Source organism: Micromonospora sp. CNZ285 (assembly GCF_004637285.1).
In genome coordinates this window covers 5782156-5803266 of record NZ_SPQD01000001.1, presented here as the reverse complement: position 1 = coordinate 5803266, position 21111 = coordinate 5782156, and the positions used below count along the sequence as shown (strand labels likewise).

The window sequence follows — 21111 nt, the reverse complement described above, 5'->3', positions numbered from 1 at the left end:
CGGGTGACCGGGTTCCGGGCGACGAGTTTCCGGGCAGCGGGTTCCGGGCGATGCGAGAGGACGCTGGCGTGAGCGGTGGACCACTGATCGTGCAGTCGGACAAGACGCTGCTGCTGGAGGTGGATCACCCCGACGCGCAGGCGTGCCGGATGGCGATCGCGCCCTTCGCCGAGCTGGAACGCTCGCCGGAGCACGTGCACACGTACCGGCTCACGCCGCTGGGTCTGTGGAACGCCCGGGCCGCCGGCCACGACGCCGAGGGCGTGGTGGACTCGCTGATCAAGTACTCGCGCTACCCGGTGCCGCACGCGCTGCTCGTCGACGTGGCCGAGACGATGGACCGGTACGGCCGGCTCCAGCTCGCCAACGACCCGGTGCACGGCCTGGTGCTGCGCGCGCTGGACCGGGTGGTCCTCATCGAGGTCGCCAAGAGCAAGAAGCTCGCCGGCATGCTCGGCGCCAGGATCGACGACGACACCATCGCGGTGCACCCGTCCGAGCGGGGGCGGCTCAAGCAGGCGCTGCTCAAGCTGGGCTGGCCGGCCGAGGACCTGGCCGGGTACGTGGACGGCGAGGCGCACCCGATCGAGCTGGCCGAGTCCGGCAAGGACGGCGGCAAGCCGTGGACGCTGCGGTCGTACCAGCGGGAGGCGGTCGAGGCGTTCTGGGCCGGCGGGTCCGGCGTGGTGGTGCTGCCCTGCGGCGCCGGCAAGACGCTCGTCGGGGCGGCGGCGATGGCCGAGGCGAAGGCGACCACACTGATCCTGGTCACCAACACGGTGGCGGGACGGCAGTGGAAACGGGAGCTGATCGCCCGCACCTCGCTGACCGAGGAGGAGATCGGCGAGTACTCGGGCGAGCGCAAGGAGATCCGCCCGGTCACCATCGCCACGTACCAGGTGCTCACCTCGCGGCGCGGCGGCGCGTTCACCCACCTGGACCTGTTCGGCGCCCGCGACTGGGGCCTGGTCGTCTACGACGAGGTGCACCTGCTGCCCGCGCCGATCTTCCGCTTCACGGCGGACCTCCAGGCCCGCCGCCGGCTCGGCCTCACCGCGACTCTGGTACGCGAGGACGGCCGCGAGGGCGACGTGTTCAGCCTGATCGGCCCGAAGCGGTACGACGCGCCGTGGAAGGACATCGAGCAGCAGGGCTGGATCGCACCGGCGGAGTGCACCGAGGTACGGGTGACGCTCACCGACGCCGAGCGGCTGACGTACGCGACGGCGGAGGCCGAGGAGCGCTACCGGATGGCCGCGACCGCCCGCACGAAGCTGCCCGTGGTGCGGGCCCTGGTGGACCGGCACCCGTCCGAGCAGGTCCTCGTCATCGGTGGGTTCCTCGACCAGTTGCACCAGCTCGGCGAATACCTGGACGCGCCGATCGTGCAGGGCTCCACCACGAACAAGGAGCGCGAGCGGCTGTTCGACGCGTTCCGCTCCGGCGAGATCCGCACCCTGGTCATCTCCAAGGTCGGGAACTTCTCCATCGACCTGCCGGAGGCGGCGGTGGCGATCCAGGTGTCCGGTACGTTCGGCTCCCGGCAGGAGGAGGCGCAACGGCTCGGCCGGGTGCTGCGCCCGAAGGCCGACGGCCGGCAGGCGCACTTCTACACGGTGGTCTCCCGGGACACCATCGACACCGAGTACGCCGCGCACCGGCAGCGGTTCCTGGCCGAGCAGGGGTACGCGTACACGATCGTGGACGCCGACGACGTCCTCGGCCCGTCGCTGCCCACAGTCGACTGACGATCTGGCGGAGATGCGCTAGAACGGCGTCATGGCGAGACTACGTGCGCGCTGGTGGCGGATCAAAGCAGCACTCCGTCTCTTCGCTCGAGACTTCGGTTGGAGCAGACCGCATCGGCCACTCGCCGCGCATGACGCACAGCGGCGGTGGGTGCTCCTGCTGTCAGCATTCGTCATAGGCTCGGCGTTTGCCGTCTACGGCTGGGCGATCGCCGAAGCACCACGCCTGCTGGACCGGACCGCGTTGCGCCAAGCGAGCCCCGACGCCCGCCTCAGCGCCTATCACAACGCCAGGCTGCTGGTGACGTCGCTCGGCGGGGCGATCGTCGTCGCCATCGGCCTGTTGTACACCGCACGCAACTACCGGCTCGCGAATCGGGGCCAAGTCACCGACCGCTTCACCAAGGCACTAGAGCGGCTGGATTCTACGAAGATCCATATCCGCATCGGCGGTATACACGCCCTCGCTCGAGTTCTTCAGGATTCTCCGTCTCATCACCAGGACACCGTCGACGTGCTCATCGCCTTTCTACGCGACCGCAGCGCGCCCGGTTCCGACAGTCCTGGTTCGACGTATGAGTCGTCGGAGGATCTGCCCCAAGACCCGCCGGAGGACGTCAGGGCGACCGTGACGGCGCTCGCTTACCGGCCGGGGCGACGTGGCACGGAACGGACGGGCTTGGACCTGCACGACCTGAGACTCGACTACCTACATGCTCCGTACGGGCGCCTGCATAACTCAGACTTCTCCGGATGCAAGCTACGGGAAGCCCGTCTGTACCGGGCGATGCTGGACTACGCCGAACTGAGCAAGGCCGACTTGCGAGGCGCCGAACTCAACCGGAGCAGCATGAACTATGCCAAAATGCATCTGGCCCGGCTCGACCACGCCAATATGTTCGCGGTTTCGCTCAGCGGCGCTGACCTGACCTTGTCCACCTTGCTGGGCGCGAATGTCTCACACGCGCTACTTCTCGACGCGTGCCTGTCCGAGTGCAGATTGCGCAACGCGTATCTTTCTTTCTCGGACCTGCAGTTGGCGGACCTGACGCGAGCAGACCTGTGCCACGCGCGTCTGAACCGATGCCGTCTTCACAACGCAAACCTAAGCTTCGCCTCCCTACGGCAGGCCGAGGCTCGCGACTCCCACTTCGACGGCGCCAACATGGCACACATCTCGGCGGCGAAGGCGGACCTCGGCTTCTCCCGACTGAATCGAGCGGTTCTCAAGTCCGCTGATCTGCGCAATGCGCGTCTTGTGGGGGTCCAGATGAGGCGGGTCGACCTCAGCGAGGCGGATCTACGAGGCGCTGCTCTCATCGGCGCTGATCTGGCCGGGGCGAACTTGTCGGGTGCGGATATCAGGGGTGCCGACCTACGGATGGCCCGGCTCTGTGACTCGAGCGGCAAGAATCCCGTCGAAGGGCTGAACGCGAATGATCTCGCGGATGCCAGGACCGACCACCGCACGAGGCTTCCGCCCGCACTGCAGCGGAGCCGGCAGGGCTAGTTGATCAACCGGCTACCGGATGGGCAGACCTGCCGAGGCGGGTGCCACCCATCCGGTAGTCACTGTCCGGTCTAGCCTCGTCCGCTGGCGCGGAACGCCACCCAGGCGTCGCTCATCCGGTCGGCCTGGCCGGGGGTGAACATGTTCATGCAGGAGTCCTGCGTGTAGTCCATGAAGTTGTGGATCGGGTCGAGGCCCGGCGCGGTGCAGGTGTCCGCCCCGATCGGACAGTTGAACTGCGGCGCCGCCTCACGCGGCGTGTCGGCCACGAAGTCGCCGGACGCGGAGCAGCCGTGCGCGAACGTGTGCTCCAGCATCAGCCAGTGCCCCACCTCGTGCGTCAGCGTGTCACCGAGCGCGTACTTGCCGGCCGTACCGCCCGGCATCGACTCGTCGAGCATCACCACGCCGTCGATGTAGTCGCGGCCGTTGTTGTAGCCCTTCGGGAAGTACGCCCAGCCGAGCAGCCCGTCCCCGATGTTCGCCGCGTAGACGTTCAGGGTGCGGGAGTCACCGGTGTAGAGCGCCTTCTTCATGTCCCGCTCGTTCTTGCCCGGCACCACCGTGTACCAGGCGCTGTTGACGGTCCAGGTGGTGTCCACGAGCGAGAACCGGAAGGGCGTGTCCGACGCGTCGGCCGCGGTACGACCCGCGAACGAGTCGTTCAGCACCGTCATCTGCGCCGAGATGAGCGTGTTCCAGCGGGCCTTCTCGGCCGCGCTCAACTCGTGGTCCGAGATCATGTGGAAGATCGTCGGCACGGTGACGCTGCCGTTCGCCAGGCGCGGCGAGTCCTTGATGACGCCGTACGCCTTGGCCTCGTTCGTCGAGTAGAGCTCGGGCTCCTTGGCGGTGGCGCCCTCGCGTACCCGGGCGGCGCTGTGCGTGTCGGCGCCCGGCTCACACTCGACGGCGGCGGGAGAGGCGGTCACGGGTGCGGCCGTGGCCGCGACGGGGGCTCCGCCGGCGGTCAGGAAGGTGGCTGCGGCAGCGACGAGCACTGCCAGGTGGATCGTCGGTTTCCTGTGCATCGTTGCACCTTTCGAGAGGCATGAAAGGAGTACCGACGCGGGGTTGTCAAAGCTGCGGATCGATGACGTCGTCGTTCCGCCATAAGACCACGTCACCGGGCATCCGCAACAGTCCCCGGCGGCTCGGTCGATGTCACGGCGTCGGCGATGGCGCGCGCCACGCACTCGTAGTCGCGCACCAGCGGCCCGACCAGCTTGGGGTCCGGCTCGAACGCGGCGACCAGTCCGCGTACCAGATCTCTGAGCCGGTCGTCCGGGCCGAGCCGCCGCCCCCGGTGCCGGCGGGCGACGCTGCGCCACCGGCGCAGGCCGACGTCGGCGAGCCGTTCGTGGAGCTCGGGCGCGGGCACCGGGCAGCCGTTCGCCCACAGGTCGGCGAGGGCCCGCAGAATCGCCTCCCGCGTCGGGTCAGCCATGCAGATAGCGGGCGCGGCGGCCGAAGTCGCGGAAGCCGAGCCGCCGGTACAGCCCGGCGGCCGGGTTGTCGTCGTTGACGCAGAGCCACGCGGCGTCCGCGCCCGCGTCGGCGAGGCCGCGCAGCACGCGCGCCACCAGGTACGCGCCGACCCGTCGCCCACGCCACCCGGGCACCACGCCGACCTGGTCGATCCAGTTGTCGAGCACTGTGACGAAGCCGGCCGCCGTGCCGCCCGGGCCGCGTGCGAGCAGCGTCAGCTCCGGCCGGAAGTCCTCGTCGTCACGCAGGTCGCCCAGCCACTCGTCGACCTCCGGCTCGACGAATCCGGGCCGGTCGGCGAACGACGCGCGGTAGGTGGCGAACAGCTCCGCCCCCAGCGTCGCAGGCTCCACGGTCACGCCGTCCGGCGCGGCGACCTCGGGCAGCACGTCGAGGTCGTGCCGCAGCACCCACTCCAGGAACGTCCGCGTGTAGCCGCGCGCCGCGAACAACTCCTCCGCACCAGCGGTCCACGTCTCGGTGGTGACCAGCAGGCCCGCGCCCGCCTGCTTCTCCGCCCAGTCCAGCAGCGCGCCGCCGAGCCCACGCCCGCGCCACGCCGGGTGCACCAGGCCGGTGGCGGTGGCCGGCGTCCGCCCGGTGCCGACCCCGACGGCCGCGACCAGGTCGCCGCCGGACCAGGCGCCGTGGGTACGCGTCTGCAGCAGCCGCGCCCGCGCCAACGGGGTACGCCCGAACAGCGGCAACCCGCCGTCAGTGGCGAGGCACGCCTGCGCCAGGCCGGTCAACGCGGGCAGGTCGTCGTCGCCGAACTCCCGCCAGACCAGCGCATCCGTCCCGTCCACGCCCACTCCCGCCACCCCGCCCGACCCTCACGGTCCGGCACTCCGACGCAGTAGGCACCACCCCGTCCCCCACGGTCAACCAGTTTCCCCACCGCCCCGCCGCTTCGGGCCGCCCACCTTGAGACAGACGCCCCACGGACCGGGATCGGCCGAGACCCGGGAAGGAGAGCGCCCCCACAGGTGCCGCGCGGTACCAAGATCTCCCCCGCCCTCCACGATCTTGGAGTTGTGACACCTCACGAATACCGCAAATCCGACCATCTGGGCGCCACAACTCCAAGATCGACAGGAGCGCCCCCGCCACCTCGTTGATCATGCAGTTGCCGCCCCGATAAAAGCCGCAACCCGGGCACCGTGAGGGCCGAAATCGCAAGATCGACGGGGGCGGGGGCGGGGGCTAGGGGGTGGGGGTGGTGTGGATCAGGACTGTGGCGCCGGCGGACAACGGGGCCAGCAGCCACTTCACGGGCTGCTCGTCCTCCCTCGGGTCCACCACGAGGCGGTCGCCCGGGTGCAGGTCCATCCGAGTGGCGATCTCGGCGGCCAGATGCCGCCACGCGCCGAAGCTGGTGCCGTCCGGCGTGGCCGGGTCGGACGGGTCGACGGCGGTGTAGTCCGGCGGGTCGGTCGGGTGTCGCAGCACCTCGGCCGACCAGTCCAACCAGCCCGGCGGCACCTCGCCGAGCGGCTCCGGCCCGGTGCCCACCAGGTAGCGGTGCGTCCCCTCGGGTACGTCCTCCAGCCAGTCGTCGAGGCGTTCCGGCGTCACGAACACCGCGTCGTACGGCCGGTCCGCGCCGGGTTCCAGCACCGGCAGTCCGGCCAGCGCGCGGGGACGGAACGACACGGTCAGCCCGATCGACCAGGCGCCGATCAGCACCGCCGCGGTACGCCAGTGCGGCGGCAGCAGCACCGCCACCCGGTCGCCGGGGCGCAGCCCGCATCCGTCGCGCAGCAGCCCGGCGCTGCGGGCCGCCCACTGACCCAGCTGCGGCCCGGTCAGCTCGGTGCGCTCGCCGGTGGCGTCGTCGAGGTAGGTCAGCAGCGGTTCGTCGGTTGCGACAGCGGCGGGTGCGCGGGTGGCCATCGGATGTGCTCCTCCCTGGCGGTCAGCTCACCCTAGCCGGGTGAACCGGTCGACCAGGAGGGCCAGCCGCCGCTCGTGTTCGTCGCGCCGCAGACGGCCGCCGCGCATCAGCGTGACCTGGCCATGCAGTCCGCTCCAGAACGTCTCGGTGAACGTCTCGAGGTCGTCGTCACCGGCGAACGGGCTCAGCGTCTCGGCCAGTTCGGCGAAGGCCCGGACCAGCTCGACGGGGGTGTCCTGGCTGGCGAAGGAGAGGGCGACGGGGAGGGTGAAGATCGCGTCGTAGAGCGCGGGCCGGCGTTCGGCGAAGGCGGCGTACGCCGTGGCGATGGCGGCCACCGCGGCACGCGGGTCGGTGGCGGCGGCCCGGGCGGCGGCGAGTTCGACTGCCAGTTCGGCGCAGCCCTCCAGGGCGACGGCCGCCATGATGGCGTCCTTGCCCTTGAAGTGGCTGTAGAGGACGGGCTGGCTGTACTCGATCTCGGCGGCGAGGCGGCGGGTGGTGACCGCGTCCCAGCCCTCCGACTCGGCGAGGTCCCGGGCGGCGGTGATGATCGCCCGTTCGCGGTCCGCCCGCTCCCGCTCCCGGCGGGCCCGAATCGACATGAGCGGCACTCTAGCATCGCTAGCCAATCTATCGACGCTCTGCTAGCTTTGCTCTCATCCCTAGCACTGCTAGAAATCGGAGCCGACATGCTCACCCCCATCGCCTACGGGCTCGCCGTCGTCCTCAGCCTCTTCATCGTCCTGATCGGCGCACGCTTCCTCCTGACTCCCCGAGTCGCCGCCGCCGGCTACGGCGTCCCGGCCGCGGAGGGGACGGGAGATCCGGCGTACCTCACGATCAAAGGGCTGCGTGACCTCACCTACGGCCTGGTCGGCCTCGCCCTGATCGCCTTCACCAGCGCCGACGCCGTCGCCTGGTTCATGCTCGTGGTCGCGCTCGCCCCGCTGGGCGACACCCTCGTCGTGCTGCGGCACGGCGGCTCCCGGGCGACCGCCTTCGGCATCCACTTCGCCACCGCGGTGGTCGTCCTCCTCGACGCCGCCCTGCTGTTCGCGCTCTAGCCGGGCCCACCGGCCCGCGACCGTCGACTTTGGTCGCGGGCCCGGTCGTCCGACGGCCGTATCGAACGGCCGGATGGCTGCGGGACCGTGCGGGCATGACGACCGAACCCCCGCGTCGGCGGCTGGTGCCGGCGATCGCGCTGCTCCTGCTCGCCCCGTGGACCGCCGAGTGCTCCTGGGGCGGCTTCACCCTCACCGGCATGCCGTTCGTGGTGCTGGTGCTCGCCCCGATGTACGGCGGGGCCGCGCTGCTGATCCGCGAGACGGCGCGGCGGCTCGGGCTCGGCTGGCCGGGGATCGCGCTGCTCGCCGCCGCGTTCGGCGTGATCCAGGCCGGCCTGGTCGACCAGTCGCTGTTCAATCCCGGCTTCCTCGACGACACCCAGTTCGCCGACACCCGGACCGCGGCGGAGGCCACGCTGGTGCCCGGCCTCGGGTTCAGCGCGAGGCAGGCGGTCGACTACGTGGGCAACCACGTGGTGCTGACCATCTGCGCGCCGATCGCGCTCGTCGAGTCGTACCTCGGTGCGGGCCGCCGGACGCGGCCCTGGCTGGGCCGGCCGGGGCTGACCGCGGCGGCGCTGCTCTGGCTCGGTGGCAGCCTGCTGGTGTTCGCCGACGACGGAGGCCGCAAGAACTTCCTGGCCTCGCCGGTCCAGTTGGCGGTCGCCGTCGGCGTGGCGCTGGCCCTCATCACCGCCGCCCTGCTCCGCCACCGGCACGCCGGGCCACCGCCCGCCGCGCCGACGCCCGGGCCGACGCCCGCCGGACCGACGCTCACCGGGCCAACGCTCACCGGCCGACCGCCCGCCGGCCGACCGCACACCGAAGCCGGCCCGCCCCGGCCGCTCCGGCCCGCGCTGGTCGTGGCGGTGGCGTACGTCGGTCCGACGATCGCCCCGGGGTGGCCGGGAGTGGTGCTCGCCCTCGCGCTCGCCGGGATCGCCGCCGCCCTGCTGACGCGCTGGTCCCGGCGGCCCGGCTGGGGGCAGCGGCACGTGCTCGCCACCGGTTCGGCAGGCCTGGTCGTCGCGGCGGCGCTCGCGTACACCGTGCCGACCTATGCCCCGGCGAGCCCGGCGGCGGCGCTGGTGGGTGACGTGGCGATCAGCGTGATCGTGCTGCTGCTCGTGGGCGGCGCGTGGTGGCGGGTCACGGCAGCTCGGGACCGCCGTCGAGCAGCGGCGCCAGCAGGTCGCCCTGCTTCTCCACCCGCTTGAGCACCTCACCAGCGGTGTACGGCCGCGTCGACGGCCGCTTTCCCGCCGCTCCGGCCTCCACCTCGTCCCAGGTCAGCGGCGTGGACACCGAGGGCACCGGCTGGGCCCGCAGCGAGTACGGCGCCACAGTCGTCTTCGCCGCGTTGTTCTGGCTCCAGTCGATGAAGACCTTGCCGGGGCGCAGGTTCTTCGCCATCTTCGACACGATCAGCTTCGGGTGTGCCTGCTCCAGCTCCTGCGCGATCCGCTTGGCGTAGTCGGAGACGATCTCGGCGTCCTGCGTACCGGCGATCGGGCAGCAGAGCTGCATGCCCTTCTTCCCCGACGTCTTCGGGTACGCCTCGACACCGTCGGAAGCCAGCCGGTCGCGCATCAGCAGCGCCACCCGGCAGCACTGCTTGAGCGAGGCCGGGGCGCCCGGGTCCAGGTCGACGACCATCATGTCCGGGTGCGCGCCGATCTTCCACTGCGGAGTGTGCAACTCCAGCGCGGCCAGGTTGGCCAGCCACACGAGTGTGGGCAGCTCGTCGCACACCACGTAGTCGATGGTCTCCCGCCCCTTCGTCGACCCGGGGGCGGGCAGGTTCTCGGTGCGTACCCATCTGGGGGTCGCGGCGGGTGCGTTCTTCTCGAAGAACGAGCCGCCGTCGACGCCGTTGGGGAACCGGATCCGGGTCAGCGCGCGATCACTCAGGTGCGGCAGCAGCACCGGGGCGATCCGGGTGTAGTAGTCGATCACCTCGCCCTTGGTGAATCCGGCCTTCGGGAACAGCACCTTGTCCAGGTTGGACAGCTCCAGCGAGCGCCCCTCGACCTCGACCTTGAGCCGGTCAGACGGCATCGTCGACCTCCTCGGGCGGCTTGTCCGGGCGCAGGCGCAGGATGCGCGGGAAGCGCAGCCGGCCGTCCGGCGTGCGCTGGCCGTACTTGACCTCCACCACGATCCGGGGAGTTACCCAGATCGCGCCCCGGGCATCCTCGCGCGGCACGCCGGCCGCGAACGGCGAGTCGGTGGCGCGCAGCGGCTCCAGCTCGCGCAGCAGTTCCCGTTCGATGGCCGCGCCGATCCCGCCGCCGACCCGCCCCCGGTAGACGAGCCGCCCGTCCGGGCCCGGCACGCCGACGAGCAGGCCACCGACGCGCCGCGCCCCGGGTCGCCAGCCGCCGACCACGAAGTCGGCGGTGACCTCCAGCTTGACCTTCACCCAGTCCGGCGAGCGCACGCCCGGCCGGTAGAGCGAGTCGACCCGCTTGGCCATCACCCCCTCCAGCCCGTGCTCACCGGCCGCCGCGTAGGTGGCCGGGCCGTCGCCGAAGACCGGCGGCACCGCCCACCGGGCGGCGCCGAGCCCGAGCGACTCCAGCGCCGCCCGCCGCTCCCGCCACGGCCGAGCGGTCAGGTCGACGCCGTCGAGCCGCAACAGGTCGAAGATCATGTACGTGACGGGTACGGTCGCCGCCAGCCGCGCCGCCTTGGCCGGGTTGCGGACGTGCATCCGCTCGGCGAGCGCGGTGAACGAGGGCTGCCCGTCGGTGAAGAGGACCACCTCGCCGTCGAGCAGCGCGTCGCCGACCTGCTCGGCCAGGTTGAGCAGTTCCGGGTACGCGGTGGTGATCTCGACGCCGGAGCGGGCGTAGAAGTGCCTGTCGCCGCGGGAGATGTCGGCGAGCGCGCGGACGCCGTCCCACTTGAACTCGTACGACCAGGCGGCGCCGGCCGGGAGCTGCCCGGTCGTCGCGAGCATCGGCTTCAACGGCGCGCCGGGCACCTCCTGACTGTAGTTGCGCACGGAAGCGCGTGCGTCCCGTTCGATCGTTTGCGATTCTGGTGGTCAACCGGGGAGAGGAGCGCGGCTATGCGGGCGATCTGGAAAGGAGCGGTGTCGTTCGGCCTGGTGTCGATCGGGGTGAAGGTCTACTCGGCCACCGAGGAGAAGGACATCCGTTTCCACCAGGTGCACCGTGAGGACGGCGGCCGGATCCGCTACAAGCGCACCTGCTCGGTCTGCGGCGAGGAGGTCACCTACGACGACATCGCCAAGGGGTACGACATCGGCGGCGGTGAGATGGTCATCCTCACCGACGAGGACTTCGCCGACCTGCCGTTGAGCACCTCGCACGCGATCGACGTGCTGGAGTTCGTACCGGCCGAGCAGGTCGACCCGATCCTCTACAACAAGGCGTACTTCCTGGAGCCGGAGGGCTCGGCCACGAAGCCGTACGTGCTGCTGCGCGACGCGCTGTCCGACTCGGAGCGGGTGGCGATCGTCAAGGTGGCGCTGCGCCAGCGGGAGCAGCTCGCCACGTTGCGGGTCCGCGAGGGCGTGCTGCTGCTCAACACCATGCTGTGGCCGGACGAGATCCGCCGGCCCGACTTCGGTTTCCTGGACGAGGACCTGAAGGTACGCCCGCCGGAACTGGCGATGGCCAGCTCACTCATCGACTCGATGGCCGGGGAGTTCGAGCCGGACGCGTTCACCGACGACTACCGGGCCGCGTTGCAGGAGGTCATCGACGCGAAGGTCGAGGGCCGCGAGGTGGTGCAGCCGGAGGAGGAAGAGGCGGCGCCGGCCGCCGCTGTCGACCTGATGGCCGCGCTGAAGGCGTCGGTGGAGCGGGCCCGGGCGGCCCGGGGCGAGGCGCCGTCCGGCGGCGGGGCCGAGCCGACGCCGATCTCGTCGGCGCGCTCGGCGAAGAAGGCCGCGAAGAAGGCGCCGGCGAAGAAGGCCGAACCGGCGAAGAAGACCACTGCCAAGAAGGCGCCCGCGAAGAAGACGGCGGCGAAGAAGGCCGAACCGGCAAAGAAGACCGCCGCCAAGAAGACGCCCGCGAAGAAGAAGACCGCCTGACGCGTACGGCGATCGCCCCGCCCCCGGTGGCGGGCGGGGCTCCGCCGTTCAGCCGCGGCCGAGCTTCTCGGTCGGGGTGACGCGGACGATGACGCGCTCCTCGCCCGGCCGGCGCCAGGGGTAGGTGTCCTGGCCGAGGTACTTCTTCGCCATCCGGTCGATGTGCTCGTCGGCGCCCTCGGTGACGAACTCGACGGTGCCCTTGATCCAGAGCGTGCGGAAGTCGTCGGCCTTGTCCGCTACCGACACCGCGACCACCGGGTTGCGGGACATGTTCAGGTACTTCTGCCGCCCCTTGGCCGTGTTGAACACGATGTGCTCGCCGTCGGTGTCCACCCAGACCGGGGTGACGTGCGGGGTGCCGTCGGCCTCGATCGTCGCCACGTGCGCGAGCTGCGGCTCGCCGAGCAGGGCCAGGTCTTCTTCGCTGAGGATCGCCATGGTCGGAACGTACCCCGTGCGGTGCCCCCGTATCGGGCATCGTGTCCGGATCGTGGCGGCCGTACGGGCACGCTGGGGCTCCGGGCGGGTACCGTGTGCGCTGGCCTCGGCGGCGGCCCGCCGGGGGCGCACCCACCCACCCTGCAGGGAGTCGACGTGAGCGAGCGTGTGGAGAACCGGTCGGCGGGCCAGGCCCCGGCCACCAAGGCACAGCGGCGGCTGGCCGCCCAGCTGGCCGAGAAGAAGGCAGCCGAGGCGCGCCGCCGCCGGCAGTCGATCCTCGGCGCGGCGGTCGGTGTGCTCGCCGTGGTGGCCCTGGTCGGCGGCCTGGTCTGGCTGAACAGCGGGGACGACGACAAGGCGTCCACCGCCGGCTCCTCGGCCAGCCCCACCGCGCCGGCCGAGCCGACCGCGGCGCCCGCTCCGGAGCTGCCCGCCGGTTTCGACCCGGCGCTGAAGACCAAGCCGACAGTGCAGGCCGGTACCGGTGAGCTGAAGAAGCTCACCGTCACCACGATCGTCAAGGGCACCGGCCCGGCGGTGAAGGCGGGGCAGAACATCACCACCAACTACGTGGGTGTCTTCTACAAGGACGGCAAGCAGTTCGACGCGTCCTGGGACAGCGGCCAGCCGGCCACCTTCCAGATCGGCGTGGGCCAGGTCATCAAGGGCTGGGACCAGGGCCTGGTCGGCGTGCCGGTGGGCAGCCGGGTCCAGCTGGACCTCCCGGCCGAGCTGGCGTACGGCAACGACGCCGCCGGCGGTCGTCCGGCCGGGCCACTGCGCTTCGTCGTCGACGTGCTGGCTGCGCAGTAGATCACTCCGGGCTTCCGTCCGGTCACCCAGCGGCAGTAGGTTCATGGTCACCACGGGCGGCACGTCCGTCCGTGGTGATCTGCCCACCGACGCGGAGGTGCACGTGGCGGCGCTGGACGAGGCCGGGGTGACCCGGCAGATGTGGACGCTCTACGAGCCGGTCCACGCGGTGACCTACTTCCACCCCCGTGCCCGGGCCGCGTTCGAGGCGGTCGGGCTGCGGGGCTACTGGCGCGGCTACTTCGCTGGCCGGGCCGCGCCGCTCGGGGCGGTCGACGCGCCGGCGGTGACGGCTGCGTTCTTCAGCTTCGCGCCGGCCATGGTGGCCCGCGCGCTGCCGTCGGTGTGGCGCCTGGCCACCCCGGAGGAGGCGCTGCGGGCCCGGCTCACCGGAGGCGTGCAGGCGCTCGCCGAGTTCACCTACGAGCTGCCCGAGTCGCACCTGGTCGAGGCCGCCGACCTGTTGGAGGAGGCGGCCGGGCTGGTGGACACGGCCGGGCGGGTGCTCGGCGCGGTGAACGCCGCCCTGCCCCGGGGCGAGTACCCGCTGGCCCGGCTCTGGCAGGCCGCCGCGACGCTGCGCGAGCACCGCGGCGACGGCCACGTGGCGGCGCTGGTCACGACCGGGCTGGAACCGGCCGAGGTGGTGGCCTGGCGGTGCCGGGTCGACCAGTCCCGCGAGTTCCACCAGCCGGCCCGGGGCTGGACCGACGAGCAGTGGACCGCCGCCGAGCAGCGCCTGGTGGACAAGGGCTGGCTGACCGACGACCTGGACCCCACGCCGTACGCCACGGAGACGTTCCGCGTGGTCGAGGAGGCCACCGACCGGGCCGCGGCGGGTCCGTGGCGGGCGCTGGGTGCGGAGCGTACCGCCCGGCTGCGGGAGCTGCTGGAACCGATCGCGACGCGCTGCCGCACGATCATCCCGGCCAAGGCCCCGATCGGCCTTCCGGCACAGCGTTCGGCCGGAGCGGTGCTGCCACGGTGAGTCCGGCCGCCGGCTGGGGCAGGATGGTCGACGTGGTGGACGCGGTGCTCTTCGACCTGGACGGCGTGATCGTGGACTCCGAGCCGGTGTGGGAGGAGGTCCGGCGGTCGTACGTGGCCGAGCACGGCGGCGTCTGGCAGCCGGACACGCAGCGCCGGCTGATGGGCATGAGCACCGGCGAGTGGGCCGCCTACCTGAGCGGTGAGCTGGGCGTCGGCAGGTCGGCCGAGCAGGTCGCCACCGAGGTGGTGACCGAGATGGCCCGGCGGTACGCGCAGCGCGTACCGCTGATCGACGGCGCCGACGCGGTCGTGCGTGGCATGGCCGCGCGGTGGCCGCTGGGGCTGGCCAGTTCCTCACCGACCCGGCTGATCGCGGCGGCGCTGGACGCGACGGGCCTGGCCGGCGCGTTCGGCGCGACGCTGTCGACCGAGGAGACCGCCCGGGGCAAGCCCGCGCCCGACGTGTGGCTCGCGGTGGCGCAGCGGCTGGGCGTCGACCCGGCGCGGTGCGTGGCGGTGGAGGACTCGTCGAACGGGGTCCGTTCGGCGGCCGCCGCCGGGTGCCGGGTGGTGGCGGTGCCGCACGCGTCGTACCCGCTCGATCCGGACGCCGAGGCGCTCGCGGCCGTGCTGCTCCCCTCGATCGGCGCGCTCACGCCCGAGGTGGTGGCGGGGATCGACTGAACCACCCACCCGCCGCCACCACCCGGCCTACGGTCGGTGACATGAGGGCTGTGGTGTACGAGGGGCCGCACGAGGTGGCCGTCAACGAGGTCGACGATCCGCGGATCGAGGATCCGAACGACGTGGTCGTCCAGGTCACGACGACCGCGATCTGCGGTTCGGACCTGCACATGTACGAGGGTCGGACGGCCGCCGAGCCGGGCATCGTGTTCGGCCACGAGAACATGGGCGTGATCGTCGAGACCGGGCCGGGCGTGACGAGCCTGCGCGTGGGTGACCGGGTCTCGATGCCGTTCAACGTGGCGTGCGGGTTCTGCCGCAATTGCCGGGAGCAGCGCACCGGGTTCTGCCTGACGGTGAACCCGGGCTTCGCCGGCGGCGCGTACGGCTACGTGTCGATGGGGCCGTACCGGGGTGGGCAGGCGGAGTACCTGCGCGTGCCGTTCGCCGACTTCAACTGCCTGAAGCTGCCGCCGGGCACCGACCACGAGAACGACTACGCGATGCTCGCCGACATCTTCCCGACCGGCTACCACGGGGTGGCGATGACCGGGCTGCGGCCGGGCGAGAACCTGACAGTAATGGGCGGCGGGCCGGTCGGGCTGATGGCCGCGTACTCGGCGGTGCTGATCGGGGCGTCCGAGGTGTTCGTGGTGGACCGGGTGCCGGACCGGCTGCGGCTGGCCGAGTCGATCGGCGCCACAGCGATCGACTTCAGCGCGGGTGATCCGGTCGAGCAGATCCGGGACCGGACCGACGGGGTGGGCACCGATCACGGCGTGGACGCGGTGGGATACCAGGCGTCCGCGCCCAGCGGCGAGGAGCAGCCGGCGCTGGTGCTGAACACGCTCGTGGAGGTGGTGCGCGCGACCGGGGCGATCGGCGTGGTCGGGCTCTACCTCTCGGCGGACCCGGGCGCCCCGGACGAGCACTCCGCCCGGGGTGAGCTGCTGTTCAAGGTGGGCAAGCTGTTCGAGAAGGGCCTGCGGATCGGCACCGGGCAGGCGAACGTGAAGACCTACAACGCGTACCTGCGGAACCTGATCACGGCGGGGCGGGCGACCCCGAGCTTCGTGGTGAGCAAGGAGTTGCCGCTGGACGCGGCGCCGGAGGCGTACCAGCGCTTCGACCGCCGGGAGCCGGGCTACTCGAAGGTCGTGCTCAAGCCGGCCGCCTGACGAGCCGTCGTACGGTGGCCGGTGCGCCCGGGGCCGCATGTTCGGGCGGCTGCCGGGTAGCGCACCCGGAAGGACGGCGGAGGGACGGCGATGAAGGCGATCGTGTACGAGCACAGCGGGGACGCCTCGGTGCTCCAGGTGGTGGAGCGGCCGGTGCCGGAGCCCGGGCCGGGCGAGGTGCTGGTCCGGATGGCCGTGTCGGGGGTGAACCCCACCGACTGGAAGGCCCGCCAGGCGTGGCCGCTGCCGGCCGGGTGGCAGATCCCGCACCAGGACGGCGCCGGGGTGGTCGAGGCGGTCGGCGAGGGCGTGGACCGGACGCTCATCGGTGAGCGGGTCTGGGTGTGGGAGGCGGCCTGGCAACGGCCGTGGGGCACCGCCGCCGAGTACACGCTGGTGCCGGTCCGGCACGCGGTGCCGCTCGGTCCGGCCTCGTTCGACCTGGGCGCGGCGCTCGGCATCCCGTTCATGACCGCGCACCGCTGCCTGACCGCCGGAGAGTTCATGCCGGACAAGCTGCACGCCGGTGCGTTGAGCGACCACGTGGTGCTGGTGCAGGGCGGCGCGGGCGCGGTGGGCAACGCGGCGATCCAGCTCGCCCGCTGGGCCGACGCGTGCGTGATCACCACGGTGAGCAGCCCGGAGAAGGCGCAGCTCGCGGCGGTGGCCGGCGCCAGCTTCGTGATCAACTATCGCGAGCAGGACGTGGTCGAGGAGGTCCGCAAGGTCGCGCCCGACGGGGTGCACACGATCGTCGAGGTGTCCGCCGCCCGTAACGCCGCCGCCGACGTCCGGATGCTGCGCACCGGCGGGGCGGTCTGCGTGTACGCCGACGACGGCGGCGACGAGGTGACGTTGCCGATCCGGCCGCTGATGGGCCCGAACGCGCGCTGGCAGTTCGTGCTGATCTACACCGCGCCGAAGGTGGCGAAGGCGCAGGCGGTCACGGACATCGCGGCGGCGGTGGCGCAGGGCGCGATCCGGGTCGGTGAGGAGGCGGGCCTGCCGCTGCACCGGTATCCGCTGGCGGAGGCCGCCGCCGCGCAGCAGGCGGTGCAGGACAGCGTGGTGGGCAAGGTGCTGGTGAGCACCGCCGACGAGTAGGCGACCGGATTTCCCCGACAGCCGGACAGACGCGAACAAGTTTCGCAACAATGACGGTGCGGGTCACCCCGTAACGGACGGGCGGCCCCGGCGCGGTGCGAACGCCGGGGCCGCCCTCTGGGAGGAATGTCCGTTGGGAACGCGTTCCTACCCGTGTAGGCGACGGTACGCCGCGAAACGTTACGACGCGGTCAGTTCCCGCACGTCGAGGCCGCCGTCGGCGTACCGCGAGCGCACCACCTTCTTGTCGAACTTGCCGACGCTGGTCTTCGGCACCGCGTCGATGAACGCCCACCGCTCCGGAAGCTGCCAGCGCGCCACCGAGCCGGCGAGGAAGTCCCGCAGCTCCTCCGCGGTCACCGAGGCGCCCTCGCGGACCACCACAGTGGCCAGCGGACGCTCGTCCCAGCGCTCGTCCGGTACGCCCACCACGCACGCCTCCAGCACCGCCGGGTGGGCCATCAGCGCGTTCTCCAGCTCGACCGAGGAGATCCACTCCCCGCCCGACTTGATCACGTCCTTGGCGCGGTCGGTGAGCGTGATGTAGCCGTCCGGCGAGAGCGTGCCGACGTCACCGGTACGCAGCCAGCCGTCCCGGAACTTCTCCTCGTCCGGGGCGTCGTCGCCGATGTAGCGAGCGGTCACCCACGGCCCGCGTACCTCCAGCTCGCCCACCGACGTCCCGTCGGCCGGCAGCGGCTCGCCCAGCGGGCCGACGATCCGCGCGGTCACGCCCGCCGGGACGCGGCCCTGCGTGTAGCGGTAGCGCCAGGCGTCGACGCCGGTCGCGCCGGCCGGCGCCCGCGAGACCGAGCCCAGCGGCGACATCTCGGTCATGCCCCAGGCGTGGATGACGTCGATGCCGTAGCGGTCGTGGAACGCGTGCATCAGCGCCGGCGGGCAGGCCGACCCGCCCACGATGACCTCCTTCAGCGAGGAGAGGTCCACCTCGTGCGCGTCCAGGTAGGCCAGCAGGTCGGTCCAGATGGTCGGCACCGCGCCGGCGAGCGTGGGGCGCTCGGCGGCGATCATCGCGGCGATCGGCTCGGCCTGGAGGAACCGGTCCGGCATGATCAGCGACGCGCCGGAGAGGAACGCCGCGTACGGCAGGCCCCACGACATCGCGTGGAACATCGGCACGATCGCCAGCTCCCTATCGTTCGGGCCGAGCCCGAAGCCCTCCGGCATGCAGACCTGGAGCGAGTGCAGGTAGATCGAGCGGTGCGAGTAGGCGACACCCTTGGGGTTGCCGGTGGTCCCCGAGGTGTAGCAGAGGGCGGCGGCGTCACGCTCGTCCACCTCCGGCCAGTCGAAGTGGTCCGGGCGGTCGGCCAGCAGCGCGTCCCAGTGGTGCACGGTGATCCGGTCGCCGGCCGCGGCCAGCAGCGGGGCCGGGTCGCCACCGCCGACCACCACCACGTGCGCCACGGTGGTCATGTCGCCGATCACCCGGGCGAGCAGCGGGATGAGCGTGGTGTCGACGAGCACCACCCGGTCCTGCGCGTGGTTGGCGATGTAGGAGACCTGGTCGGGGAAGAGCCTGATGTTGAGCGTGTGCAGCACCGCGCCCATGCTCGGGACGGCGAAGTACGCCACCAGGTGCTCGTTGTTGTTCCACATGAACGTGCCGACCCGCTCGTCGCCGGTCACCCCGCACTCGTCACGCAGCGCGTGGGCGAGCCGGGCGGCGGCGCGGCCGACCTCCGCGTACGTCATCCGGCGTGGTTCGGCGCCGGTCCAGGTGACCACCTCCGCCGCGCCGTGCACGGTGGAGCCGTGTTCGAGGATCCGGGCGACCTGGAGAGGGGCATCCATCATCGTGCTACGCATGGGTGACAACGTAGTGGCGGCGGTCACATCTGCGGAACCCCCCGGAATCGCCGAGGTGATCACAGATGATGCGTAGATTGTCCGGGTGAGCATCTCGTGGGCCGACTCGTACGTGGGGCAGCTCCGCGCCCTGGCCGGTGACCGCACCCTGATGTTCGTCGGCGCGCGCGCCGTGGTGCGCGACAACGCCGCCCGGGTGCTGCTGATCCAGCGTTCCGACAACGGCCAGTGGGCGTTGCCGGCCGGCGCCATGGAACTCGGCGAGTCGATCGCCGACTGCGCGGTACGCGAGGTCCGGGAGGAGACCGGGCTGCGGGCGCTGCGGGTCAGCGCGTTCGCGCTCTACACCGGCCCGGACCGCACCCACACCAACATGTACGGGCACACGTACCAGGTCTTCACCACGGCGTTCCGGGTCGACGAGTGGGACGGCGAGCTGGCCCGGTTCACCGACGAGACCACCGACTCCGGGTTCTTCCACCCGGCGGACTTCCCGCACCCGCTGTCGTCGAGCGTGCACGAGACGCTCGCCGACCTGGACGTGTTCGAGCAGACCAACCGGCTGATCCTCAAGTAGCCGCCGGTCACAGCATCGTCTGCGACTTCGCCTCCATGTCGGCGGCGGCCTCGTCCTTCGACTCCTTGGTCAGCGGCTTGCCGCCCGGCGCGGGCGCCTTCCCGCCGAGCGGGTCGGCGCCGCCGGTGGCGCCCTCCGGGCCGGTGCCGCGCAACTGAAGGTTCGGCATGGCCAGCGTGACCAGCACCGCGATCACGGCGATCAGCCCGGTGGTCAGGAAGACCAGGTGCAGCGACTCGACGAACGCGGCCTGAACGGCGGCGCGTACCGGGGCGGGCAGGGCGAGGATCGCCGCCGGATCGTTGATCGAGAAGTCCCCGCCGGCCGTCACCGCGGCCCGCTGCTCCGGCGGGAGCTGCGCCAGCGCACCCGGCAGCCGCGCGGACATCTCCGAGGTGAGCCGGGACGACAGCACCGCGCCGAGGATGGCCACACCGAACGAGCCGCCGAGCGACCGGAAGAACGTCGCCGACGAGGTGCCCGCGCCCAGGTCGCGGACACTCACCGCGTTCTGCACGGCCAGGATCAGCGACTGCATGCACAGGCCCAGCCCGACGCCGATCACCACCATGTAGCCGAACGCGAGCCAGAGCGAGGTGCCCACCTGGAGCTGCTGGAACAGCAGCATGCCGGCCACCAGCACGGCCGCACCGGCCACCGGGAACCACTTGTACCTGCCGATCCGGCTCATCGCCCGGCCGGTCAGCACCGAGGTGACGATGACGCCGGCCATCATCGGCAGCATCAGCAGACCGCTGCGGGTCGGTGAGGCACCCTTGACGATCTGCAGGTAGAGCGGGATGAAGATGATCGACCCGAACATCACCAGACCGAGCACGAAACCCGCGCCGTTGGCGAGCGCGAACGTGGCGCTGCGGAACAGCCGCAGCGGCAGGATCGGCTCCTTGGTCCGAGCCTCCTGGACGACGAACAGCACGCCCAGCACCGCGCCCGCGGCGAACAGCCCGACGATCACGCCGGAGCCCCAGGCGTACTCGGCGCCGCCCCAGCTCAGCGCCAGCAGCAGGCAGCTCACGCCGGCCACCAGCAGCGCCGCGCCGATCCAGTCGACGGTGTGGTCCCGCCGCTCGAACGGCACCAGCCGCATCACGTGCCAGCAGACCACGATGGCGAGGATCGCCAGCGGCACGTTGATGTAGAAGATCCACCGCCAGTTGTTCTCCGCGAAGTAGCCGCCGACGAGCGGTCCGGCCACCGACGACACACCGAACACCGCGCCGAACAACCCCTGGTAGCGGCCGCGCTCCCGGGGCGACACCACGTCCGAGATGATGGTGAACGCCAGCGTCATCAGGCCACCGGCGCCCAGGCCCTGCACGCCCCGCGTGACGATCAGCTGGGTCATGTCCTGCGACAGCCCGGCCAGCAGCGAGCCGAGCAGGAACATCCCGATGGAGAACAGGAAGACCGGCCGGCGCCCGTACAGGTCGGCCATCTTGCCGTACAGCGGCGTCGAGGCGGTCGAGGCCAGCAGGTACGCGGTGACCACCCACGAGTAGTGGTTGATGCCGCCCAGCTCACCGACGATGGTCGGCAGCGCGGTGCCGACGATGGTCTGGTCCAGCGCCGCCAGCAGCATGCCGGTCATCAGACCGAACATCAGCAGGCGGATCTGTCGGGCGGGCAACGCGGGGCGGGCGGCCTGGGCGGTCATCCCGCTTCCTATCCCACCGGGGGCGGATCATGCCCCCGGT

21 protein-coding genes are annotated in these 21111 nt (G+C 71.7%); 11 read left to right on the top strand and 10 right to left on the bottom strand.

Going from position 1 to position 21111, the window contains the following annotated elements; translation table 11 throughout:
• The first annotated feature begins 68 nt into the window (after positions 1-68).
• Together CLT75_RS26650 and CLT75_RS26645 are read left to right on the top strand one after the other, a co-directional pair.
• Positions 69-1748 (top strand): DNA repair helicase XPB, encoded by a 1680-nt coding sequence (locus tag CLT75_RS26650; protein ID WP_135242959.1) that lies wholly within the window; start codon positions 69-71, stop codon positions 1746-1748.
• A 151-nt stretch (positions 1749-1899) separates the two neighbouring features.
• Complete coding sequence (locus tag CLT75_RS26645; protein WP_167796970.1) at positions 1900-3258, top strand: pentapeptide repeat-containing protein; 1359 nt, start codon at positions 1900-1902, stop codon at positions 3256-3258.
• A gap of 71 nt (positions 3259-3329) precedes the next feature.
• Here CLT75_RS26645 and CLT75_RS26640 read toward each other — a convergent pair whose 3' ends face one another.
• The 5 genes from CLT75_RS26640 to CLT75_RS26620 form a co-directional block, all read right to left on the bottom strand.
• Positions 3330-4289, bottom strand: a complete 960-nt coding sequence (locus CLT75_RS26640) for a zinc metalloprotease (protein WP_135242957.1) — start codon at positions 4287-4289, stop codon at positions 3330-3332.
• A gap of 92 nt (positions 4290-4381) precedes the next feature.
• Positions 4382-4705 carry a hypothetical protein gene (locus CLT75_RS26635; protein WP_135242956.1) on the bottom strand — a complete coding sequence of 108 codons (324 nt, stop codon included), beginning with the start codon at positions 4703-4705 and terminating at the stop codon, positions 4382-4384.
• Positions 4698-5552 carry a GNAT family N-acetyltransferase gene (locus CLT75_RS26630; RefSeq protein WP_135242955.1) on the bottom strand — a complete coding sequence of 285 codons (855 nt, stop codon included), beginning with the start codon at positions 5550-5552 and terminating at the stop codon, positions 4698-4700. Before CLT75_RS26630 ends, CLT75_RS26635 begins: the two co-directional genes overlap by 8 nt.
• A gap of 397 nt (positions 5553-5949) precedes the next feature.
• Positions 5950-6639: a TIGR03089 family protein gene (locus tag CLT75_RS26625; protein ID WP_135242954.1), complete on the bottom strand. Its 690-nt coding sequence runs from the start codon at positions 6637-6639 to the stop codon at positions 5950-5952.
• Positions 6640-6666: 27 nt separating this feature from the next.
• Positions 6667-7245, bottom strand: coding sequence for a TetR/AcrR family transcriptional regulator (locus CLT75_RS26620; RefSeq protein WP_135242953.1), 579 nt, complete (start codon positions 7243-7245; stop codon positions 6667-6669).
• A gap of 87 nt (positions 7246-7332) precedes the next feature.
• Here CLT75_RS26620 and CLT75_RS26615 point away from each other — a divergent pair, with 87 nt between their 5' ends.
• Together CLT75_RS26615 and CLT75_RS26610 are read left to right on the top strand one after the other, a co-directional pair.
• On the top strand, positions 7333-7707 hold the full coding sequence (locus tag CLT75_RS26615; RefSeq protein ID WP_135242952.1) for a DUF4267 domain-containing protein: 375 nt from the start codon (positions 7333-7335) through the stop codon (positions 7705-7707).
• A 95-nt stretch (positions 7708-7802) separates the two neighbouring features.
• A complete protein-coding gene (locus CLT75_RS26610; RefSeq protein WP_135242951.1) occupies positions 7803-8927 on the top strand; it encodes a hypothetical protein in 1125 nt (374 codons plus the stop codon).
• Here CLT75_RS26610 and ligD (CLT75_RS26605) read toward each other — a convergent pair.
• Both ligD (CLT75_RS26605) and ligD (CLT75_RS26600) read right to left on the bottom strand, forming a co-directional pair.
• Entirely contained in the window at positions 8860-9768 is a 909-nt protein-coding gene (gene ligD / locus CLT75_RS26605) for a non-homologous end-joining DNA ligase (RefSeq protein ID WP_135242950.1), read from the bottom strand. The two genes, CLT75_RS26610 and ligD (CLT75_RS26605), sit on opposite strands and share 68 nt — an antisense overlap.
• Complete coding sequence (gene ligD, locus CLT75_RS26600; RefSeq protein ID WP_135244144.1) at positions 9758-10696, bottom strand: non-homologous end-joining DNA ligase; 939 nt, start codon at positions 10694-10696, stop codon at positions 9758-9760. The genes ligD (CLT75_RS26605) and ligD (CLT75_RS26600) overlap by 11 nt, the downstream gene beginning before the upstream one ends.
• A gap of 87 nt (positions 10697-10783) precedes the next feature.
• Here ligD (CLT75_RS26600) and ku point away from each other — a divergent pair, with 87 nt between their 5' ends.
• Positions 10784-11776 carry a non-homologous end joining protein Ku gene (gene ku, locus CLT75_RS26595; protein WP_013473609.1) on the top strand — a complete coding sequence of 331 codons (993 nt, stop codon included), beginning with the start codon at positions 10784-10786 and terminating at the stop codon, positions 11774-11776.
• Between the two features lie 48 nt (positions 11777-11824).
• On the opposite strand, the gene CLT75_RS26590 is transcribed toward ku, so the two are convergent.
• The gene (locus CLT75_RS26590) at positions 11825-12217 is read right to left on the bottom strand and encodes a PPOX class F420-dependent oxidoreductase (RefSeq protein ID WP_013283688.1); all 393 of its coding nucleotides are present in this window, start codon (positions 12215-12217) and stop codon (positions 11825-11827) included.
• A 156-nt stretch (positions 12218-12373) separates the two neighbouring features.
• Between CLT75_RS26590 and CLT75_RS26585 the strand changes: the two genes are divergently transcribed.
• The 5 genes from CLT75_RS26585 (at position 12374) to CLT75_RS26565 (ending at position 16989) form a co-directional block, all read left to right on the top strand.
• Positions 12374-13033 carry an FKBP-type peptidyl-prolyl cis-trans isomerase gene (locus CLT75_RS26585; RefSeq protein WP_486485278.1) on the top strand — a complete coding sequence of 220 codons (660 nt, stop codon included), beginning with the start codon at positions 12374-12376 and terminating at the stop codon, positions 13031-13033.
• Between the two features lie 139 nt (positions 13034-13172).
• Positions 13173-14021: an SCO6745 family protein gene (locus tag CLT75_RS26580; protein WP_209310503.1), complete on the top strand. Its 849-nt coding sequence runs from the start codon at positions 13173-13175 to the stop codon at positions 14019-14021.
• 23 nt (positions 14022-14044) lie between these two features.
• Positions 14045-14707: an HAD family hydrolase gene (locus tag CLT75_RS26575; protein WP_209310502.1), complete on the top strand. Its 663-nt coding sequence runs from the start codon at positions 14045-14047 to the stop codon at positions 14705-14707.
• 41 nt (positions 14708-14748) lie between these two features.
• Entirely contained in the window at positions 14749-15885 is a 1137-nt protein-coding gene (locus tag CLT75_RS26570; protein ID WP_167796969.1) for a glutathione-independent formaldehyde dehydrogenase, read from the top strand.
• 90 nt (positions 15886-15975) lie between these two features.
• Positions 15976-16989 carry an NADPH:quinone reductase gene (locus tag CLT75_RS26565; RefSeq protein ID WP_135242947.1) on the top strand — a complete coding sequence of 338 codons (1014 nt, stop codon included), beginning with the start codon at positions 15976-15978 and terminating at the stop codon, positions 16987-16989.
• Positions 16990-17169: 180 nt separating this feature from the next.
• Here the strand turns inward: CLT75_RS26565 and CLT75_RS26560 are convergent, their stop codons facing one another.
• Entirely contained in the window at positions 17170-18819 is a 1650-nt protein-coding gene (locus CLT75_RS26560) for a fatty acid--CoA ligase (RefSeq protein ID WP_135242946.1), read from the bottom strand.
• Between the two features lie 85 nt (positions 18820-18904).
• Here CLT75_RS26560 and CLT75_RS26555 point away from each other — a divergent pair, with 85 nt between their 5' ends.
• Positions 18905-19396, top strand: coding sequence for an NUDIX domain-containing protein (locus CLT75_RS26555; RefSeq protein WP_018785677.1), 492 nt, complete (start codon positions 18905-18907; stop codon positions 19394-19396).
• 7 nt (positions 19397-19403) lie between these two features.
• Here CLT75_RS26555 and CLT75_RS26550 read toward each other — a convergent pair whose 3' ends face one another.
• Positions 19404-21071: an MDR family MFS transporter gene (locus CLT75_RS26550; protein WP_135242945.1), complete on the bottom strand. Its 1668-nt coding sequence runs from the start codon at positions 21069-21071 to the stop codon at positions 19404-19406.
• Positions 21072-21111: the final 40 nt, after the last annotated feature.

Excerpts from the sequence above, each read along its gene's own strand:
- CLT75_RS26615 (WP_135242952.1), top strand. The coding sequence starts at position 7,333 with ATGCTCACCCCCATCGCCTACGGGCTCGCCGTCGTCCTCAGCCTCTTC.
- CLT75_RS26565 (WP_135242947.1), top strand. The coding sequence starts at position 15,976 with ATGAAGGCGATCGTGTACGAGCACAGCGGGGACGCCTCGGTGCTCCAG.
- CLT75_RS26590 (WP_013283688.1), bottom strand. The coding sequence starts at position 12,217 with ATGGCGATCCTCAGCGAAGAAGACCTGGCCCTGCTCGGCGAGCCGCAG.
- CLT75_RS26570 (WP_167796969.1), top strand. The coding sequence starts at position 14,749 with ATGAGGGCTGTGGTGTACGAGGGGCCGCACGAGGTGGCCGTCAACGAG.
- CLT75_RS26640 (WP_135242957.1), bottom strand. The coding sequence starts at position 4,289 with ATGCACAGGAAACCGACGATCCACCTGGCAGTGCTCGTCGCTGCCGCA.
- ku (WP_013473609.1), top strand. The coding sequence starts at position 10,784 with ATGCGGGCGATCTGGAAAGGAGCGGTGTCGTTCGGCCTGGTGTCGATC.
- CLT75_RS26625 (WP_135242954.1), bottom strand. The coding sequence starts at position 6,639 with ATGGCCACCCGCGCACCCGCCGCTGTCGCAACCGACGAACCGCTGCTG.
- CLT75_RS26580 (WP_209310503.1), top strand. The coding sequence starts at position 13,173 with ATGTGGACGCTCTACGAGCCGGTCCACGCGGTGACCTACTTCCACCCC.
- ligD (WP_135242950.1), bottom strand. The coding sequence starts at position 9,768 with ATGCCGTCTGACCGGCTCAAGGTCGAGGTCGAGGGGCGCTCGCTGGAG.
- CLT75_RS26560 (WP_135242946.1), bottom strand. The coding sequence starts at position 18,819 with ATGCGTAGCACGATGATGGATGCCCCTCTCCAGGTCGCCCGGATCCTC.
- CLT75_RS26635 (WP_135242956.1), bottom strand. The coding sequence starts at position 4,705 with ATGGCTGACCCGACGCGGGAGGCGATTCTGCGGGCCCTCGCCGACCTG.
- CLT75_RS26620 (WP_135242953.1), bottom strand. The coding sequence starts at position 7,245 with ATGTCGATTCGGGCCCGCCGGGAGCGGGAGCGGGCGGACCGCGAACGG.
- CLT75_RS26550 (WP_135242945.1), bottom strand. The coding sequence starts at position 21,071 with ATGACCGCCCAGGCCGCCCGCCCCGCGTTGCCCGCCCGACAGATCCGC.
- CLT75_RS26575 (WP_209310502.1), top strand. The coding sequence starts at position 14,045 with ATGGTCGACGTGGTGGACGCGGTGCTCTTCGACCTGGACGGCGTGATC.
- CLT75_RS26610 (WP_135242951.1), top strand. The coding sequence starts at position 7,803 with ATGACGACCGAACCCCCGCGTCGGCGGCTGGTGCCGGCGATCGCGCTG.